The following is an 18448-nucleotide window of genomic DNA, read 5'->3' as shown; positions in this document are numbered from 1 at the left end:
GCAGCGCCGCGAAAGCGCGACGGATTTGCTGTTGCAGGCCTGCCGTTTGGTTGCGTGTCAGCCATTTATTTTCATGGGTACGGGCCGCAATCGTCTCGAGCTGCTCCTGCAAAACCGTGGCGGCGACCTCGCTCATTTCCTGGCTCCACTGCAGCCAAAGCATGTTGAGATGGCGATGAAAACGCTGAGTTTCTGCCCATTCCGTCCCATGCAGTCGCACAACCTTATCGCCCGGGAGCACAAATTCGAGTTCCCCCCATACGAGGCCCCGTTTGCAATGAATAGCCAGTAATTGATTGAATGGAATAAGATACTCGTGACGATCGCCGGAAACTTTAATCCCGGCATTAAGAATAACGGCCCGATCGTACGGGTGTTGCGCCAGACGTTTTCCAATAGAAGTAGCTTTCAGTTCCATAAGGCTTAAGCGGATCCACACGAAGAGGTTTACTTATCAGTGTAACCGCCAGAGAAAACGTGCTCCAGCCCAAAAAAACGTTACAATTGCCGAATTCACCAAAAACCAGAGTTAACCGAGAGTTTATGCGTACAGTTCTGAATATTTTAAATTTTGTGCTCGGGGGGTTCGCCACCACCTTAGCCTGGTTACTGGCAACACTGGTCAGTATCGTGCTTATTTTTACCCTGCCATTAACCCGCTCATGCTGGGAGATAACGCGCCTTTCTCTGTTTCCCTATGGCAACGAAGCCATTCATGTTGATGAACTCAACCCGGCAGGTAAAAATGTTCTTCTGAACACCGGCGGAACATTACTGAATATTTTTTGGCTGATTTTCTTCGGCTGGTGGCTGTGCCTGATGCATATTGTCTCCGGTATTGCCCAGTGCATCACGATTATTGGTATTCCGGTGGGGATTGCTAACTTTAAGATTGCCGCAATTGCACTCTGGCCCGTCGGTCGGCGCGTGGTCTCGGTAGAAACTGCCCGCGCAGCACGTGAAGCCAATGCGCGTCGCCGCTTTGAATAACCAGGACTGATGGCCTTTATGTTAAGTCCTCTGCTCAAACGCTATACCTGGAACAGCACCTGGCTGTACTACGTGCGAATTTTTATTGCACTTTGTGGCACCACCGCGCTGCCCTGGTGGCTGGGCGACGTCAAGCTGACTATCCCGCTGACGCTGGGCATGGTGGCCGCCGCGTTAACCGACCTCGACGATCGTCTAGCTGGTCGCTTGCGCAATTTGATCATTACGCTGATCTGTTTTTTTATTGCCTCAGCGTCCGTCGAGCTTCTCTTCCCATGGCCGTGGCTGTTTGCCATTGGATTAACGCTTTCAACCAGCGGCTTTATTCTGCTTGGCGGATTAGGCCAGCGCTATGCGACGATCGCCTTCGGCGCATTGCTTATCGCTATTTACACCATGCTGGGCACGTCACTGTACGATCAGTGGTATCAGCAGCCGATACTACTGCTCGCCGGGGCTATCTGGTACAACCTGCTGACATTGACCGGACATCTCCTGTTCCCAATCCGTCCATTGCAGGATAATTTGGCGCGCAGCTATGAGCAGTTAGCGCACTATCTGGAGCTGAAATCCCGTCTGTTTGATCCCGACATTGAAGATGAAAGCCAGGCACCGCTCTACGATTTAGCGCTGGCCAATGGGCAACTGATGGCGACGCTAAACCAAACCAAAGTGTCGTTGCTAACCCGCCTGCGCGGTGACCGTGGGCAACGGGGAACACGTCGCACGTTACACTACTATTTTGTGGCGCAGGATATACACGAACGCGCAAGCTCTTCGCATATTCAATACCAAACGCTACGCGATCACTTCCGTCACAGCGACGTGATGTTTCGCTTCCAGCGCCTGATGTCTATGCAGGGGCAAGCCTGTATGCAGCTGTCACGCTGTATTTTATTGCGCACACCCTACCAACATGACCCACATTTTGAGCGCGTTTTCACCCATATCGATGCCGCACTTGAGCGCATGCGTGTTAATGGTGCGCCTGCAGACTTGCTTAAAACATTGGGATTTTTGCTCGCTAACCTGCGTGCTATCGACGCGCAATTGGCAACAATTGAGTCCGAGCAGGCGCAGGTCATTTCGCGCAATGAGTCCGAAAATCAGCTTGCCGATGACAGCCCACATGGGTTCAGCGATATCTGGTTGCGTCTGAGCCGTAACTTCACCCCCGAGTCAGCCCTATTTCGCCATGCTATCCGCATGTCGTTGGTGCTCTGTGTCGGATACGCCATCATCCAGATAACCGGTATGAACCATGGATACTGGATCCTGCTAACCAGTCTGTTTGTCTGTCAGCCAAACTACAACGCCACCCGACATCGCCTGGCCCTGAGAATTATTGGTACCTTAGTCGGAATAGCGATTGGTTTACCCATTTTGTGGTTCGTCCCCTCTCTGGAAGGGCAGCTCATCCTGTTGGTGATTACCGGCGTGCTCTTTTTCGCCTTTCGCAACGTACAGTATGCCCATGCGACCATATTTATCACCCTGCTGGTATTATTATGCTTTAACCTGCTGGGAGAAGGGTTCGAGGTCGCACTGCCGCGAGTCATCGATACGCTGATCGGCTGTGCGATTGCCTGGGCTGCCGTCAGTTTTATTTGGCCAGACTGGCGTTTTCGTAATTTACCGCGGGTCATCGAACGAGCAACGGATGCTAACTGCCGCTATCTGGACGCTATCCTTGAGCAATATCATCAGGGCCGTGATAACCGTCTGGCATACCGAATTGCCCGCCGTGATGCACATAACCGTGATGCGGAGCTTGCTTCCGTGGTGTCGAACATGTCGAGTGAACCAGATGTTACAGCCCAAACGCGCGAAATGGCGTTCCGTTTGCTGTGCCTCAACCATACCTTCACCAGCTATATTTCCGCCCTCGGCGCTCACCGGGAACAGCTGACTAACCCGGAAGTCCTGGCATTACTGGACGACGCGGTCTGCTATGTTGATGATGCGCTTCATCATCAACCCGCTGACGAGCAGCGCGTATACCAGGCTCTGGAAAGTCTTAAACAACGGATTCAACATCTTGAACCGAGCCAGGACACCAAAGAACCGCTGGTCGTACAACAGGTTGGATTATTGATTGCACTGTTACCAGAAATCAGTCGGTTACAGCAACAAATCGCGGCATTACCCATTAGTAACCCGGTTCAGGCTTAAGTGAACTCACCCACTCAACCAACTCCCGGCGGCGAACCGCCGGGAGTGCTGCTTCATGTATCCCACTGATTGCGCCCTCAAGCGCATAAAGAATTTTCACTGTCAGCGATGGGTTAATTTGCAAAAGCTTTAGCCAACACATTTGAGCACCCAGGGTGCGTAATGTACCCTCATCGTTAATCCCGGCTTCACTCAGTAGGGTCTCCAGATGAAAGGAAATGTTCGGCAGTTCCCGTAACCGGTGTTGCGAAACACGCGTCTGTTTTTCTTTTACTGCGGCATCCAGCGAATATCGTGATAAAGACACCAACTGCGGATGGTTTCGCCACAGCGCATCATTAACTTGATAATAGTTGAGTATCACGGGACGTCCCCGCTTCATAAACGTCAACCAGACCGGGGAATGTTTGACACAGTACTGTACGCTTTGCTCACAGGCCCGCAGGTATAACTCACCGTCGGCAACCATTGCAAAGACCGTATCACCCACCGTCAAGCTATAACTGCCAAATAAAGAGCGGTAGCTAATTGTACCTAAAGAGGCCAAATATTCTTGTGATTTATAGATCCTGGCATAAGAGAGGTTTTTCATAAAAGTCCTTTTAAATCATAAGATAATGGAATGATTTCCAGTAACAGATCCGTTAATGACGACGATAGGCAACTTAGCCCCAAGGGGCAAGATGAATTTTATATTTCCCGCCACGACGGCTAAAAATTGCGAGTCTGTTTCCGAAAATAAGGTTGATCTTTAGTGATAGCAGGGTTACTGTATATCCATACAGTAACCCACAGGGCTGGATTGATTATGTACACTTCAGGCTACGCAAATCGTTCTTCGTCGTTCTCTTCAACATCAAGCAATAGTGCGCGCGTTTCTTCAGAAAATGCGACTGCCGGGCTTATCAGTGAAGTGGTCTATCGCGAGGACCAGCCCATGATGACGCAATTACTGCTATTACCCCTGCTTCAGCAGTTAGGGCAGCAATCACGTTGGCAGCTCTGGCTTACGCCACAACAAAAGCTGAGCCGTGAGTGGGTGCAATCAGCGGGGCTTCCATTAACGAAAGTTATGCAAATAAGTCAACTCTCTCCCTGCCACACGTTAGAATCGATGGTTCGCGCGCTGCGCACCGGCAATTACAGCGTGGTTATTGGCTGGCTGACTGAAGAATTAACAGAAGATGAACATGCAGAACTGGTGAAAGCTGCAGATGAAGGGAACGCAATGGGATTTATTATGCGTCCTGTTCGCGCTCAGGCACTTGCGGGGAGACAGCATTCCGGGCTAAAAATTCACTCGAATTTGTATCATTAAGTAAAATTAGGATTAATCCTGGAATTTTTTTTCATACCTCAATCTGTCATTGAGATATAACGCATATTTTGTGTGAACGCCTGTCAGAAGCGGTTTTAGAGAAGTTTTGAGTTCAATTAATCAGCCATAAATGTTAAATATTGTGTATACAAGCCTTTTTTTTTCATATGCCTGACAGAGTTCACACTTGTAAGTTTTCAACTACGTTGTAGACTTTACATCGCCAGGGGTGCTCGGCTTAAGCCGCAGATATCGGTAGAGTAACTATTGAACTGATCCCCGGGTGAAGGATTTAACCGTGTTATCTCTCTGGAGATAGTCATGGCGAATTTTGGATGATAACGAGGCGCAAAAAATGAAAAAGACAGCTATCGCAATTGCAGTGGCACTGGCTGGTTTCGCTACCGTGGCGCAGGCCGCTCCGAAAGATAACACCTGGTATGCTGGTGCTAAAATGGGCTGGTCTCAGTTCCATGACGTAGGCAACAACCAGATCAACAACGCCGGTCCTACCCACGAAAGCCAACTGGGTGCTGGTGCGTTCGGTGGTTATCAGGTTAACCCGTACGTTGGTTTTGAAATGGGTTACGACTGGTTAGGTCGTATGCCGTACAAAGGCTACACCGACGGTACTCATCAAAACGGCGCTTTCAAAGCTCAGGGCGTTCAACTGACCGCTAAACTGGGTTACCCAATCACTGACGATCTGGACGTTTATACCCGTCTGGGTGGTATGGTTTGGCGTGCTGACGCTAAAAACAACGAAGGCTTTAAAGACCACGACACTGGCGTATCCCCAGTATTCGCTGGCGGCGTAGAGTATGCAATTACTCCTGAAATCGCTACCCGTCTGGAATACCAGTGGACCAACAACATCGGTGACGCGAACACCGTTGGTGGTCGTCCGGATAACGGCCTGTTGAGCGTTGGTGTTTCTTACCGTTTCGGCCAGCAGGAAGAAGCAGCTCCAGTAGTTGTAGCTCCGGCTCCGGCTCCAGAAGTACAGACCAAGCACTTCACTCTGAAGTCTGACGTTCTGTTCAACTTCAACAAAGCGACTCTGAAACCAGAAGGCCAGCAGGCTCTGGATCAGATGTACAGCCAGCTGAGCAACCTGGATCCGAAAGACGGTTCCGTTGTGGTTCTGGGCTTCACTGACCGTATCGGTTCTGACGCTTACAACCAGAGCCTGTCTGAGAAACGTGCTCAGTCCGTTGTTGATTACCTGATCTCTAAAGGTATTCCTTCTGACAAAATCTCTGCACGTGGCATGGGCGAATCTAACCCAGTTACTGGCAACACCTGTGACAACGTGAAAGCTCGCGCTGCACTGATCGACTGCCTGGCTCCGGATCGTCGTGTTGAGATCGAAGTTAAAGGCATCAAAGACGTTGTAACTCAGCCTCAGGCTTAAGTTCTCGTCTAATAAAAAACCCCGCGATGCGGGGTTTTTTTTCACCTGTGGTTCACCATAAAAACGTGGGTGCTCAGCACATCGAAGCCGACATCAGGCTATTCTTTTCCCAGCAGCGCTTGTAAATCCTGCTTCAATGTGGACATTTTGTTCGCGTACTTCTCTTTATGCTCAGCGTCTTCAATCAGCTGCACGATGGTTTCAGAAAGCGTTTTTCCACGCCGCTGCGCAAGCCCTGCTAAGCGCTGCCAAACCATGAACTCCAGATCGATAGATTTCTTACGCGTATGCTGATGCTCTGCATTAAAGTGCCGCTTACGCCTCGCGCGTATGGTTTGCTTCATACGATTTTGCAGCGCGGCATTCATGTGTTCTTCAATCCAGGTATTCACCCGAACCGGTTCATTTTCGAGGGTTAGCAATAAATCAACGGCTTCTTCGGCAGCGCTGGCTTCCACGTAACGGGTAATCAACTCCCCTTCACGATGCTTTTTCACCAGATACTTCCATTTCCAGCCGCTTTCAAGATTTTCAAGTTGTTGATATTTCATTGCGATCTCAATGTTACCGTGTAACTCTTATCAGAATATCAGCTTTTTGGGCATCTGAAGAAAAGAATATCCAGCCTGTGAACTGTCGCGCGTCATCATCCCCGTTTAGCGGTGCATTCCACGTGTGCAGTGCTGACGGTTACGGTATAATCTCGTTTTTTACAACAGACTAAAAAACATCAACTTTGACCATTACGAAACTTGCATGGCGTGATCTGGTTCCTGATACTGACAGTTATCAGGAAATATTTGCACAGCCGCACGTCACTGACGAAACCGATACCTTACTCAGTGATACTCAACCACGCTTACAATTTGCGCTTGAGCAACTGCTTCAGCAATGGGCGACGTCCTCCTTTATGCTGGTGAAAGCGCCGGAAGAGCTTGAGTATCTCAATCTTATCGCCACGGCTGCGCGCTCATTACATACGGATGCCGGAAGCTTAACCGGAGGTCATTACGACATCTCTGGGCACACTATCCGTTACCGTGCAGCACAGCACGCAGAAGACAATTTTGCGACCTTAACTCAGGTAGTCAATGCTGACTGGGTTGAAGCCGAACAACTGTTTGGCTGTTTGCGTCAGTTCAATGGTGAAATTACGCTGCAACCGGGACTGGTGCATCAGGCAAACGGGGGCGTGCTGGTTATCTCATTACGCACCCTATTGGCTCAACCCCTGCTGTGGATGCGTCTGAAAGCCATTGTCAGCCACGAGCGCTTTGACTGGGTAGCTTTCGACGAATCTCGTCCACTTCCTGTCTCCGTACCGTCTATGCCGCTGAAACTGAAAGTGGTGTTAGTCGGTGAGCGTGAGTCGCTGGCCGATTTCCAGGAAATGGAACCAGAATTAGCTGAACAGGCAATTTACAGCGAGTTTGAAGATAATCTGCAGATAGTGGATGCTGAAACCATGACCCAGTGGTGTCAGTGGGTCACGCATACCGCCATACGCAACAATCTTCCCTATCCCGCCCCTGACGCCTGGCAAACGCTGGTGCGTGAGGCCGTTCGTTATACCGGCGATCAGGCGACATTACCGCTTAATCCGCTGTGGATCATCCGCCAGTTCAAGGAAGTGGCCCCCCTTTGTGAAGGCGAAACCTGCAGCGCAGAACAGCTGGGTCTGATGCTGGCGCAACGCGAATGGCGGGAAGGTTTCCTGGCCGAACGCATGCAGGATGAGATCCTGCAAGAGCAGATCCTTATCGAGACGGAAGGCGAGCAAATTGGACAAATAAACGCGCTGTCGGTGATTGAGTTTCCAGGGCATCCTCGCGCGTTTGGTGAACCTTCTCGTATCAGCTGCGTTGTGCATATTGGCGATGGCGAATTTACCGATGTTGAGCGTAAAGCCGAACTGGGCGGAAATATTCATGCCAAGGGTATGATGATCATGCAGGCGTTCCTGATGTCGGAACTGCAGCTCGAACAGCAAATCCCCTTCTCTGCCTCGCTAACCTTCGAGCAATCCTACAGCGAAGTAGATGGAGACAGCGCATCCATGGCTGAACTGTGCGCATTAATTAGCGCCCTTGCCGATGTTCCTGTCAATCAAAGCATCGCGATTACCGGTTCTGTCGATCAGTTTGGCCGGGCGCAACCTGTCGGTGGCCTGAACGAGAAAATTGAAGGTTTCTTCACTATCTGCCAGCAGCGTGAATTAACCGGTACGCAGGGCGTGATTATCCCTTCAGCCAACGTCAGGCACCTGAGCCTACCGCCAGCCCTGTTACAGGCCGTTGAAGAAGAAAAGTTCACTATTTGGGCGGTGGATGACGTGACCGATGCGTTACCACTGTTGTTAAATTTGGTGCGGGATGGCGAAGGCCAAACAACGTTGATGCAAACTATCCAGGAGCGTATTGCTGCGGCAACGCAACAGGAAGGTCGTCACCGTTTTCCATGGCCGCTGCGTTGGCTGAACTGGATTATTCCGAACTGATCGGACTTGTTCAGCGTACACGTGTTAGCTATCCTGCGTGCTTCAATAAGATAAGGCTTACAGAGAACATGGTAGATAAACGCGAATCCTATACAAAAGAAGACCTTCTTGCCTCTGGTCGCGGTGAGCTGTTTGGCGCAAAAGGCCCACAACTGCCTGCACCAAGCATGCTGATGATGGACCGTGTCATCAAGATGACCGAAACCGGTGGCAACTTTGACAAAGGTTATGTTGAAGCTGAACTGGATATCAACCCGGACCTGTGGTTCTTCGGTTGCCATTTTATTGGCGATCCGGTGATGCCAGGCTGCCTGGGTCTGGATGCCATGTGGCAGCTGGTTGGATTCTATCTCGGCTGGCTCGGTGGTGAAGGTAAAGGCCGTGCACTGGGCGTGGGTGAAGTGAAATTCACCGGTCAGGTTCTGCCGACCGCGAAGAAAGTCACTTACCGCATTCACTTCAAACGTATCGTTAACCGCCGCCTGATCATGGGCCTGGCAGATGGTGAAGTGCTGGTTGATGGTCGTCTGATCTACACGGCGAACGATCTGAAAGTAGGCCTTTTCCAGGATACGTCTGCGTTCTAATTGCGGACATCTGTTAGCCTGATAAGATGCTACAAAAGGCGAAACCTCCGCAATGCGGAGGTTTCTTTTATCTAAAGAGACAGAATCAGGCCATTAACACCCTATCCCCCATGGCTTCTCGCCAGCCTCCCAGCCAGTATGACCTTTGATTCAGCGTCTGATAGGGACACATTTCTTTTGAGCGTCCGGCGATGCCGGCCTGATATCCACGTTGATGTGCCCGTTCCAGGCGATCTCGTTTTTGTCTCTTCATGCCTCGTTTCCCTCATCTTTGGGTCTGGTGGAAAAGAAAACAGTGATTACTAAGTGTGCAATCACACTAAACGAATACCCCGAAACATCTGACTCGTCAATGCGCAAAATTCACGCCAGTGTCATATTTGTGAGCTACCCGGTAAATCATCTATACAAAAATCATGAGTCAGAACAGTTATATCAGTCGCGAAAAAAATAAAAAAAACCGCCCAGGGCGCTGAGCCGAAGGCGGTGTAATTTACAATTATTTAAGCTTAAGGAATGCGTTTCAGTTCTTGAGCGATAGCCGTCGCCTCCTGGCTCCATGCGCTGCCCAGTACCTTCACCATCTCATCATAGCCATCTTGCGTCTGCATGGCTTCGATGTAGAACGGGCGCTTAATCAGTTGTCCCTGGTGATTCAGCAACCATTCACCACTAACGATCACTTTACCATCGTAGCGGCCATGGAAGCCGGTTACCGTCACATTGAGCGTGTCCTGCGTACTGCCCAACGGTTGAGAGGCAACCACCCACCCTGGCAACTGCGTGCTCAGGTTGGCGACGAGAGTGTTACGCAATTGCTGATCTAACGGGCTGGCCCACAGATTACTGTTGGCAATAACGTACTTCACATCACTGGTTTGGTACACCACGCCATTACCTGCCAGGTAATCCGGTACCGCCACCTGCTCAACCCACAACAGGCGGTTACCCTGGTTAGCGCTACTCTGTACGCCCCCTTGGGCGATAGGGAGCTGGTAATAGCTTTTATTCTCTCCGCTGGAGCTGCATGACGTCAGCCAGACCGCCATCATCACCACTAGCCACTTTTTCATTGTTTCGCCCTCTTCGGCTCTGGATCTTTTTTGTCCTTCGCTTCAAACACCAGCGCGTTACTCTTATCGTTCAACGTTTTCAATACCGGCTGCAACTCACGCAGAACCTGATCAAGACGCTGCATATCTGCCACCATCTTGTTATAGGCCGCAGAACCTGGCTGGAAGCCCTGCATGCTACGATTCAGTTCGCGCAGTGTATTCTGCATATCCGCAGGAAGCTGCTGCATCGACTGGCTACCGGTAATCTTATTCATGTTATCCAACGTCGTTTGCAGATGTTTCATCGTGCGCTGGCTTTCTGAAAGTGTCGTGGTCGCCTGCACAATCATCGGATTCAGTGGCAGATTATTAATCTTATCCAATGCTTCCATCAAACGTTGCTGGATCTGCGCCAGACCACTGCTCACGGTCGGGATAATTTGGTAACCATTAAATTCGCGCACGCCCGTAATCGGTGGATCCTTCGGATAGAAGTCCAGATCGACATACAGCGCCCCGGTGACCAAATTCCCTGTTTTCAGGGATCCTCTTAATCCACGCTTGAGCAATTCGGCCAGATGGGTACCGACATCAGTATCTTCACCCAACTGCGCCTTAAGCCGTTCTGGTTCAATACGCACCAGCACCGGAATACGATAATCATCATTGAACACCTGACGCATATTCGGGGCAAAGAAAGGCACCTTGCTAACCGTACCGAGGCGAATACCACGGAACTCCAGCGGCGCACCAGGCTGCAACCCGCGAATCGAGTCTTTAAAGAACATCAGGTAATCAATGTGATCCGTATACAGCGAGTCCTGAATACTTTTTTGATCGTCATACAGGCTAAACGTGGCCTGTTGCGCAACCGGCTGGCCTTGTTCTAACCCCTCCGGCACATCAAAGCTGACTCCACCGCCGAACAGCGTGGTTAGCGATCCCATTTCTACGCGCATCCCCGCCGAGGTGAGATCGACGGCAATACCGCTGTCCTTCCAGAAACGTACGTTGCTGGTGACCAGGCGATCGTTTGGCGCATTAATGAAAAGCTGATAGCTGATGGAGCGTTTTTGCGCATCAAAGGTACTGGTCTCAACTGACCCTACGCGATACCCGCGGAACAACACCGGGTCTCCCGGGCTAAGCTGACCGGCTTTTTTGCTGTCCAAAATCACGCGGATCCCCTTCGCATCTGGCGGTGCCAGCGGTGGAGAGTCCAGCAACTGATAATTGGCGGGCTGGCTGCCTTTGTTACCCGGCTGCAGTTCAATATACGCCCCGGATAACAGCGTGCCTAAGCCACTGATACCTTCACGTCCCACCTGCGGCTTCACTACCCAAAAGACCGAGTCTTTATGCAGCAGCTTTTCCATACCAGAATTGAGGCGTGCTTTAATTTCCACATGCGTCAAATCGTCGGTCAGCGTGGCACTCTCAACGACGCCGACATCCACGCTGCGGCTCTTGATCGTGGTTTTGCCACCTTCAATACCTTCAGCATTGGTTGTAATCAGCGTGACGACCGGCCCCTGATGACTGTAGTGATAAAACAGGACCCACGCGCCGATGAGTGCGGTGACGATTGGGAATATCCACACGGGCGACCAGTTTTTAACCTTTTGCACTTTGGCTTCCCCACTTTTAGATTCCATGCTGTCAGGACTCCTCATGGCCTGGTTCTGGTTCACGGTCCCACGACAGACGTGGATCAAACGTCATCGCAGAAAACATTGTCATAATGACGACTAAAGCAAACATCAATGCACCCATTGCAGGATAAATGTTCATCAACCCTCCCATACGCACCAGCGCAGAGAGTACCGCAATAACAAAAACATCGATCATTGACCAACGACCGACAAATTCCACAACTTCATAAATGAAATGCATACGTTCACTGTCGCGTTTGCCGTGCCCTTTGGCATCCCAGCACAGCCAGGCAATGGCGATCATTTTTAGCGTCGGCACCAGAATACTGGCAATAAAGATGACCGCTGCCACCGGATAAGAACCTTCGCTCCAGATTAAAACAACGCCTTCAATAATGGTTGATGGCAGTTTTGACCCTAACAAATCGGTAATCATGATCGGCATAATATTGGCGGGCAGATACAGCATGATCGACGTGAACAGGAGTGCCAGCGTCCATTGCAGACTGTTTTTACGTCGCACGTAGCCCGTTGTCTGACAGCGCGGGCAGACCGGCTCGTCAGCGGGAAGAATCGCGGTACAACAGGAGCAGGAACGCAACCCCTGGTGAATACCGGGTACACCGGGTTTTAAGACCTGCTTAACCTCCGGCATTGGCGCGATATCATCCCACAGCCAGCGACGATCGACACACTGAAAGGCGCGCAACTGAAGAACGCAAAACAGGCACCACGGGATAAAGCTGCTCCCCACGCCGATATCGCCATAAGCCATCAGCTTAACAAAGCTCACCAACACGCCTGCGAGGAAAATTTCTGCCATTCCCCAGCTTTTTAACTGAAACAGAATCCGCGCTAGCCACGCTTTCAGCCGCCAGGGCATCTCAACCCGGTTCACCAGCAATAAGATGGTGAACAGGCAAAAAGCAGGAACCAACTGCACGAATAATAAAAAGAAGGTGCCAAGACTGGCGTAGTCTTCTGAAAACAGAACGCCGGGGATTTCCAGCAACGTGACTTCGCTGCTCACCCCTGCGACATTCATGTTCACAAAGGGAAAAAGGTTCGATAAAAGCAGCATGAACAATGCTGCGATAACATACGCGGTGGGACGCTGTCTTGGCGCGTCCCACGCAACGGTTAATGTCGTGCCACATCTTGGACATGCCGCTTTTTGACCATGCGTCAGGCTCGGTAATGCCACCAACATGTCACACTGCGAGCACAAAATATGCTTCGCGGCATGGTGATGTTCGCACATATGCGCTCCTTTAATTATGCGCCATTCTTCAAAGACTCAAGATACTCCCAGCGCTCAAAGGCTTGCTCAAGTTCTTGTTCCGCTTCGCTCAGATTAGCTAATACCTGCTGCGTTTGCTCATGTGGCTGACTGAAAAAAGAAGCATCAGCAACCTGAGCCTGCAACGTTTCCAGTTTAGCTTCCAGCTCTTCAAGCTGCGCAGGGAGCTGCTCCAGTTCGCGCTGGTGTTTATAGCTTAGTTTGCTGGTGCCGCGTTTTACAATTTCTGCTTTAGGGGCAGCAACTTCCTCTGTTTTTTTGGCAACAGGCTGTTTAAACGCCACATACTGTGACTGCTGCTCACGTGCGTCATGGTAACCGCCTACATAACGACCAATTTTGCCGCCGCCTTCAAAGATCCAACACTCGGTAACGGTGTTATCGACAAACTGACGATCGTGGCTGACCAGCAACACGGTTCCCTGATAACCGTCAATCAACTCTTCGAGAAGTTCCAGCGTTTCGACGTCGAGATCGTTCGTTGGTTCATCGAGAATCAAAAGATTGCTGGGCTTCAGAAAAAGACGCGCCAGTAACAGACGGTTTCGTTCCCCACCGGAGAGTGCACGCACTGGTGTCATCGCTCGCTTAGGGTGGAACAGGAAGTCCTGCAGGTAGCCCAGCACGTGACGTGGTTTACCGTTGACCATCACCTCTTGCTTACCTTCCGACAGGTTATCCATGACGGTTTTATCCGGATCCAGCTCCGCGCGGTGTTGGTCAAAATAAGCCACTTCCAGCTTGGTACCGACATGGATACGACCGCTGTCAGCCTGTAACTGACCCAACATCAGCTTGATTAGCGTTGTTTTACCGCAACCGTTAGGTCCAATTAGCGCAATTTTGTCACTACGCTGTACCTGCGCCGAGAAGTCTTTCACCAGTTGTTTACCGTTAATCTGGTAATCAACATTCTCCATTTCAAAGACGATTTTACCCGAACGGCTCGCCTCTTCGACCTGCATCTTCGCAGTACCCATCACTTCACGACGCTCGCCACGCTCACGACGCATCGCCTTCAGCGCACGTACGCGGCCTTCGTTACGTGTACGGCGCGCTTTAATGCCCTGACGGATCCAGACCTCTTCCTGCGCCAGTTTGCGGTCAAACTCCGCATTCTGAAGCTCTTCTACACGCAGCGCTTCTTCTTTCTCCAGCAGGTACTGATCGTAATTACCCGGATAGGTCACCAGCTTGCCGCGATCGAGATCGACAATACGCGTTGCCATATTGCGAATAAACGAACGGTCGTGAGAAATGAAGATGATCGTTCCATTGAAGGTTTTCAGGAACCCTTCCAGCCAGTCGATGGTTTCGATATCCAGATGGTTGGTCGGTTCATCCAGCAACAATACGCGTGGATTGCTGACTAACGCCCGGCCCAGTGCGGCTTTACGCAGCCAACCGCCGGAAAGCGATGCCAGTTCCATGTCTGGCTCCAGCCCAAGCTGTTCCAGTACTTCATTGATGCGGTTTTCCAGTTGCCACAGATTGTGGTGATCCAGCTGTTCCTGAACCTTCGCCAGTTCCTGCAGGTTTTTATCACTAGGATCGGTGATCACCAGATGCGAAATATCATGGTAACGCTTGAGATACACCGCCTGCTCTGCAATCCCTTCGGCAACGAAATCGTAGACGGTACCCTGCACGTTACGCGGCGGATCCTGCTGCAGACGTGCCACAACCAGATCCTGTTCATAAATAATACGTCCGTCGTCAAGACCCTGTTCACGGTTGAGGATCTTCATCAGCGTCGATTTGCCCGCGCCGTTACGGCCAACCAGACAAACGCGCTCGTTATCTTCGATATGCAGTTCAGCATTATCAAGAAGCGGCGCATCGCTGAACGACAGCCATGCACCATGCATACTGATTAATGACATTTATTTTTCCTTTCAGGCTGCGGTAATCAGCCAGCAATTGTGGATCTGACGGTTACGGGCAAAGTCCTGAGAAAGCGTTTTTTGGGTAATTTCTTGTGCTTTCAATCCCAGTTCAGCCAGGCCGTCGAGATCCATACGGAATCCACGTTTGTTGTTAGAGAACATGATCGTGCCGTCTTTACGCAGCAGACGCTTCAGATCTTTCATTAGCGCCAGATGATCGCGCTGCACGTCAAACGAGTCTTCCATACGTTTTGAGTTAGAGAAGGTCGGTGGATCGATGAAGATCAGATCAAACTGTTCATTGGCTTCGCGCAGCCAGCCCAGGCAGTCGGCCTGAATTAAACGATGCGCGCGGCCGCTCAGCCCGTTGAGTCGCAGGTTACGTTCCGCCCACTCCAGATAAGTACGAGACATATCGACCGTTGTGGTGCTGCGCGCACCGCCAAGCCCGGCGTGTACGCTGGCGCTGCCGGTATACGAGAACAGATTGAGGAAATCTTTACCCTTGCTCATCTGGCCCAGCATGCGGCGCGCTATACGGTGGTCCAGGAACAGACCGGTATCAAGATAGTCGGTCAGGTTAACCCACAGGCGCGCGTTGTACTCGCTCACCTCAATGAATTCACCCTTCTCATTCATCTTCTGATACTGGTTTTTCCCTTTCTGCCGTTCACGGGTTTTCAGCACCAGTTTATTCGGCGCAATCTCCAGTACCGACAGCGTGGCGGCAATGATGTCAAACAGACGCTGGCGAGCCTTCTGGGCATCAACCGTCTTCGGCGGCGCGTATTCCTGAACCACAACCCAGTCACCGTAGCGGTCGACCGCGACGTTGTATTCTGGCAGGTCAGCATCGTACAGGCGATAGCATTCAATGCCTTCCTGACGCGCCCATTTTTCCAGCTTTTTGATATTTTTACGCAGACGGTTGGCGTAGTCTTCCGCCACCGTGGCAGGCTTACTGTCTGCGCTGGTTTCCGCGACGTGATAGTTTTTCTGTACGCAATCCAGCGGGCCGTTTTTGGCTTTAAACTGCTTGTCAGCGCGCAATTGCAGACTGCTGAGCAAATCCGGTGAGGCGCTGAACAGCGACAGATTCCAGCCGCCAAACTGGTTTTTCATCGTGCGGCCCAGCAGGCTGTGCAGTGCGATCAGCGCTGGTTCGCTATCCAGACGTTCACCGTACGGCGGGTTGCTGATAACGGTACCATACGGACCTTGCGGTAGCGGGTTACTCAGTTTCGCTACGTCTTTGACGTCAAATGTCACCAGATCGGCAATCCCAGCGCGGCGGGCGTTGCTGCGCGCTTTCTCAATCACTCGGGCGTCGCTATCAGAGCCATAGAAGTGCGACGTATAGTCCGCCAGCCCTTTACGCGCGCGAACCTGTGCTTCCGCTTTCACCTCTTGCCAGACCGCTTCATCATGCTGCGCCCAACCGTTAAAGCCCCAGTAGGCACGGTGCAGACCGGGTGCGCGATCGGTTGCCCACATCGCGGCTTCAATCAGCAGCGTACCGGAACCACACATCGGATCGAGCAGCGGCGTACCCGGCTGCCAGCCAGAACGCATCACGATAGCCGCAGCCAGCGTCTCTTTGATCGGCGCCTGACCGGCACGATCGCGATAGCCGCGCTGATGCAGACCATCACCGCTTAGATCGAGGGCAATGCTGGCGGTATCTTTGTTCAGCCAGACGTTAATACGCAGATCCGGGGATTCGCGATCCACATTCGGACGGGCCATATTTTTACGGGTAAAGGAATCGACAATCGCGTCCTTTACTTTTAATGCGCCGTACTGGCTGTTACGAATGGTGTCGTTTAAGCCGCTAAAATGCACGGCAAACGTCGCTCCTGGGTTAAATATCTCTGTCCAGTCGATTGCCTGAACACCGAGGTACAGATCAAGATCGCTGTAGACCTTGCACTCTCCCATCGGCAGGATAATGCGCGAGGCCAGGCGGCTCCACATCAGGCTCTGGTAAACAAGCCGCGTGTCGCCCTTAAAATGGACCCCACCCTGAACCACCTGGCACTCCGCGGCGCCGAGGTTTTCCAGTTCAGTTTTTAACAGCTCTTCCAGCCCACGGGCCGTACTGGCAAACAGAGAATTCATAATGTCACTTTTACTCCAATAAAATTGCTGCGCATTATAGCTAATCTCGCGCCCTTGTCATAAAGTTGAAGGCTTATTTTCGTTCGAGGGGCTGTACAGTGGTAACGTTAACCCGACTTTTTGTTCATCCGGTTAAATCAATGCGCGGTATTGGGCTCACGCACGCCCTGGCAGACGTTAGCGGTCTGGCCTTTGACCGCATCTTTATGGTTACCGAACCCGACGGAACGTTCATCACCGCCCGGCAGTTCCCCCAGATGGTCCGTTTTACCCCTTCCCCTTTACACGATGGGTTGCACTTAACCGCACCCGACGGCAGCAGTGCGTTGGTCCGTTTTGCCGACTTCGCCACCCAGGATGCGCCAACAGAAGTCTGGGGAAACCATTTTACTGCACGTATCGCGCCAACAGCTATCAATCAGTGGCTCAGCGGTTTTTTCTCGCGCGATGTACAGTTACGCTGGGTTGGCCCACAGTTAACCCGCCGGGTCAAACGCCACGACGGCGTACCGCTCTCGTTCGCCGATGGTTTTCCTTACCTTCTGACTAATGAAGCCTCACTACGCGATGTGCAGCAACGCTGCCCGGCCAGTATCCGAATGGAGCAGTTTCGCCCCAACCTGGTGGTCTCAGGGGCTAGCGCCTGGGAGGAAGACACCTGGAAGGTGATTCGCATTGGCGAGGTCATCTTTGATGTGGCAAAACCCTGCAGCCGCTGTATTTTCACCACTATCAGCCCTGAAAAAGGCCAGAAACATCCATCCGGTGAACCGCTGGCAACGCTGCAAACCTTCCGCAGCGCGGTGGATAACGGCGATGTCGATTTCGGTCAGAATCTCATTGCCCGCAACAGCGGCGTGATCCGCGTTGGCGATGAAGTTGAAATTTTGTCCACCGGGCCCGCCCGAGCTTACGGCGCGGTGGCTTCCGATGACACTGTTGCACAACAGCAGCAGCCTGATGCCAGCGTGCTTATCGACTGGCAGGGGCACACCTTTCGTGGCAACAATCAACAGGTGTTACTGGAACAACTGGAAAACCAGGGGATCCGGGTTCCTTATTCGTGCAGGGCGGGGATCTGCGGATGCTGCCGGATTCGGCTGGTAGAGGGCGAAGTCAGTCCGCTGAAAAAATCAGCGATTGGTGATGACGGGACGATTCTTTGCTGCAGTTGTGTGCCAAAAACAGCGGTCAGGCTGGAGAGTTAAACGGCCTGCTCAAGGCTGAAACTGTCGACAGGGAGTTGCGGTTTCAGTCTGTCATTCATAATTTTAATGGCGTCGCCAAGCTGCATGGTGCGCCCGGCAATAACCACGCCCGGCTGTGCCAACAGACACAGGGCCGCATTTTCCCCCGGCTCAACCACTAACAGATTGACCTGTTCCTCGGTATCGCTTAAATACACGCAGGCAGCGTCACCTATCCTCGGTGACCAACTAAGGAAGGTGCGAATAAGCAG

General features: G+C 51.7%; 15 protein-coding genes and 2 pseudogenes. 7 read left to right on the top strand and 10 right to left on the bottom strand.

The genetic code is table 11. From position 1 onward, the window contains the following. Nucleotides 1-418 (bottom strand): annotated as a pseudogene (helD, locus tag FDW95_RS23970) (DNA helicase IV); the annotation flags it as partial. A 125-nt stretch (nt 419-543) separates the two neighbouring features. Between helD and FDW95_RS16385 the strand changes: the two are divergent. Together FDW95_RS16385 and yccS are read left to right on the top strand one after the other, a co-directional pair. Beyond that, complete coding sequence (locus FDW95_RS16385; RefSeq protein ID WP_096757638.1) at nt 544-990, top strand: YccF domain-containing protein; 447 nt, start codon at nt 544-546, stop codon at nt 988-990. Nucleotides 991-1008: 18 nt separating this feature from the next. After that, nucleotides 1009-3162 carry a YccS family putative transporter gene (gene yccS / locus FDW95_RS16380; protein ID WP_096759437.1) on the top strand — a complete coding sequence of 718 codons (2154 nt, stop codon included), beginning with the start codon at nt 1009-1011 and terminating at the stop codon, nt 3160-3162. On the opposite strand, the gene FDW95_RS16375 is transcribed toward yccS, so the two are convergent. Next, a complete protein-coding gene (locus FDW95_RS16375; RefSeq protein WP_115258917.1) occupies nt 3140-3754 on the bottom strand; it encodes a TfoX/Sxy family DNA transformation protein in 615 nt (204 codons plus the stop codon). The two genes, yccS and FDW95_RS16375, sit on opposite strands and share 23 nt — an antisense overlap. 216 nt (nt 3755-3970) lie before the next feature. Between FDW95_RS16375 and sulA the strand changes: the two genes are divergently transcribed. Together sulA and ompA are read left to right on the top strand one after the other, a co-directional pair. Further along, nucleotides 3971-4480 carry an SOS-induced cell division inhibitor SulA gene (sulA, locus tag FDW95_RS16370; RefSeq protein ID WP_096757640.1) on the top strand — a complete coding sequence of 170 codons (510 nt, stop codon included), beginning with the start codon at nt 3971-3973 and terminating at the stop codon, nt 4478-4480. A gap of 355 nt (nt 4481-4835) precedes the next feature. Beyond that, the gene (gene ompA, locus FDW95_RS16365) at nt 4836-5894 is read left to right on the top strand and encodes a porin OmpA (RefSeq protein ID WP_115259970.1); all 1059 of its coding nucleotides are present in this window, start codon (nt 4836-4838) and stop codon (nt 5892-5894) included. A 98-nt stretch (nt 5895-5992) separates the two neighbouring features. Here ompA and matP read toward each other — a convergent pair whose 3' ends face one another. Continuing rightward, nucleotides 5993-6445 (bottom strand): macrodomain Ter protein MatP, encoded by a 453-nt coding sequence (gene matP / locus FDW95_RS16360; protein WP_096757641.1) that lies wholly within the window; start codon nt 6443-6445, stop codon nt 5993-5995. Nucleotides 6446-6630: 185 nt separating this feature from the next. Between matP and FDW95_RS16355 the strand changes: the two genes are divergently transcribed. Then, nucleotides 6631-8391, top strand: a complete 1761-nt coding sequence (locus FDW95_RS16355) for a Lon protease family protein (RefSeq protein ID WP_137363549.1) — start codon at nt 6631-6633, stop codon at nt 8389-8391. A 68-nt stretch (nt 8392-8459) separates the two neighbouring features. Beyond that, nucleotides 8460-8978 (top strand): bifunctional 3-hydroxydecanoyl-ACP dehydratase/trans-2-decenoyl-ACP isomerase, encoded by a 519-nt coding sequence (fabA, locus tag FDW95_RS16350; protein ID WP_003035875.1) that lies wholly within the window; start codon nt 8460-8462, stop codon nt 8976-8978. An 85-nt stretch (nt 8979-9063) separates the two neighbouring features. Here fabA and rmf read toward each other — a convergent pair whose 3' ends face one another. From rmf to rlmKL, 6 genes are all read right to left on the bottom strand, one after another. Next, nucleotides 9064-9231, bottom strand: a complete 168-nt coding sequence (gene rmf / locus FDW95_RS16345) for a ribosome modulation factor (protein ID WP_003035871.1) — start codon at nt 9229-9231, stop codon at nt 9064-9066. A 256-nt stretch (nt 9232-9487) separates the two neighbouring features. Continuing rightward, nucleotides 9488-10051 (bottom strand): membrane integrity-associated transporter subunit PqiC, encoded by a 564-nt coding sequence (pqiC, locus tag FDW95_RS16340; RefSeq protein WP_115258919.1) that lies wholly within the window; start codon nt 10049-10051, stop codon nt 9488-9490. Beyond that, entirely contained in the window at nt 10048-11688 is a 1641-nt protein-coding gene (pqiB, locus tag FDW95_RS16335) for an intermembrane transport protein PqiB (protein ID WP_115258920.1), read from the bottom strand. The genes pqiC and pqiB overlap by 4 nt, the downstream gene beginning before the upstream one ends. Nucleotides 11689-11692: 4 nt before the next feature. Further along, the gene (gene pqiA / locus FDW95_RS16330; protein WP_096757646.1) at nt 11693-12946 is read right to left on the bottom strand and encodes a membrane integrity-associated transporter subunit PqiA; all 1254 of its coding nucleotides are present in this window, start codon (nt 12944-12946) and stop codon (nt 11693-11695) included. Between the two features lie 14 nt (nt 12947-12960). Next, nucleotides 12961-14868 (bottom strand): ABC transporter ATP-binding protein, encoded by a 1908-nt coding sequence (locus FDW95_RS16325; RefSeq protein ID WP_096757647.1) that lies wholly within the window; start codon nt 14866-14868, stop codon nt 12961-12963. Nucleotides 14869-14880: 12 nt separating this feature from the next. Then, nucleotides 14881-16989 carry a bifunctional 23S rRNA (guanine(2069)-N(7))-methyltransferase RlmK/23S rRNA (guanine(2445)-N(2))-methyltransferase RlmL gene (gene rlmKL / locus FDW95_RS16320; RefSeq protein WP_115258921.1) on the bottom strand — a complete coding sequence of 703 codons (2109 nt, stop codon included), beginning with the start codon at nt 16987-16989 and terminating at the stop codon, nt 14881-14883. Nucleotides 16990-17087: 98 nt separating this feature from the next. On the opposite strand from rlmKL, the gene FDW95_RS16315 reads away from it, so the two are divergent. Then, entirely contained in the window at nt 17088-18197 is a 1110-nt protein-coding gene (locus FDW95_RS16315; RefSeq protein WP_115258922.1) for a YcbX family protein, read from the top strand. Here the strand turns inward: FDW95_RS16315 and zapC are convergent. Beyond that, nucleotides 18194-18448 (bottom strand): annotated as a pseudogene (gene zapC / locus FDW95_RS16310) (cell division protein ZapC); the annotation flags it as partial. The gene FDW95_RS16315 and the pseudogene zapC sit on opposite strands and share 4 nt — an antisense overlap.

Origin of the sequence: Citrobacter sp. wls718 (assembly GCF_005280945.1) — a bacterium.
Classification (GTDB): domain Bacteria; phylum Pseudomonadota; class Gammaproteobacteria; order Enterobacterales; family Enterobacteriaceae; genus Citrobacter; species Citrobacter gillenii.
Note: the sequence above shows the minus strand (reverse complement) of the source record. Positions and strands in the feature narration are given on the sequence as shown.

What these genes read in the sequence shown, in the direction of transcription:
- rlmKL (WP_115258921.1), bottom strand. Translation starts at nt 16,989, where the DNA reads ATGAATTCTCTGTTTGCCAGTACGGCCCGTGGGCTGGAAGAGCTGTTA.
- fabA (WP_003035875.1), top strand. Translation starts at nt 8,460, where the DNA reads ATGGTAGATAAACGCGAATCCTATACAAAAGAAGACCTTCTTGCCTCT.
- yccS (WP_096759437.1), top strand. Translation starts at nt 1,009, where the DNA reads ATGTTAAGTCCTCTGCTCAAACGCTATACCTGGAACAGCACCTGGCTG.
- ompA (WP_115259970.1), top strand. Translation starts at nt 4,836, where the DNA reads ATGAAAAAGACAGCTATCGCAATTGCAGTGGCACTGGCTGGTTTCGCT.
- pqiA (WP_096757646.1), bottom strand. Translation starts at nt 12,946, where the DNA reads ATGTGCGAACATCACCATGCCGCGAAGCATATTTTGTGCTCGCAGTGT.
- sulA (WP_096757640.1), top strand. Translation starts at nt 3,971, where the DNA reads ATGTACACTTCAGGCTACGCAAATCGTTCTTCGTCGTTCTCTTCAACA.
- rmf (WP_003035871.1), bottom strand. Translation starts at nt 9,231, where the DNA reads ATGAAGAGACAAAAACGAGATCGCCTGGAACGGGCACATCAACGTGGA.
- FDW95_RS16385 (WP_096757638.1), top strand. Translation starts at nt 544, where the DNA reads ATGCGTACAGTTCTGAATATTTTAAATTTTGTGCTCGGGGGGTTCGCC.
- pqiC (WP_115258919.1), bottom strand. Translation starts at nt 10,051, where the DNA reads ATGAAAAAGTGGCTAGTGGTGATGATGGCGGTCTGGCTGACGTCATGC.
- FDW95_RS16375 (WP_115258917.1), bottom strand. Translation starts at nt 3,754, where the DNA reads ATGAAAAACCTCTCTTATGCCAGGATCTATAAATCACAAGAATATTTG.
- matP (WP_096757641.1), bottom strand. Translation starts at nt 6,445, where the DNA reads ATGAAATATCAACAACTTGAAAATCTTGAAAGCGGCTGGAAATGGAAG.
- FDW95_RS16325 (WP_096757647.1), bottom strand. Translation starts at nt 14,868, where the DNA reads ATGTCATTAATCAGTATGCATGGTGCATGGCTGTCGTTCAGCGATGCG.
- pqiB (WP_115258920.1), bottom strand. Translation starts at nt 11,688, where the DNA reads ATGGAATCTAAAAGTGGGGAAGCCAAAGTGCAAAAGGTTAAAAACTGG.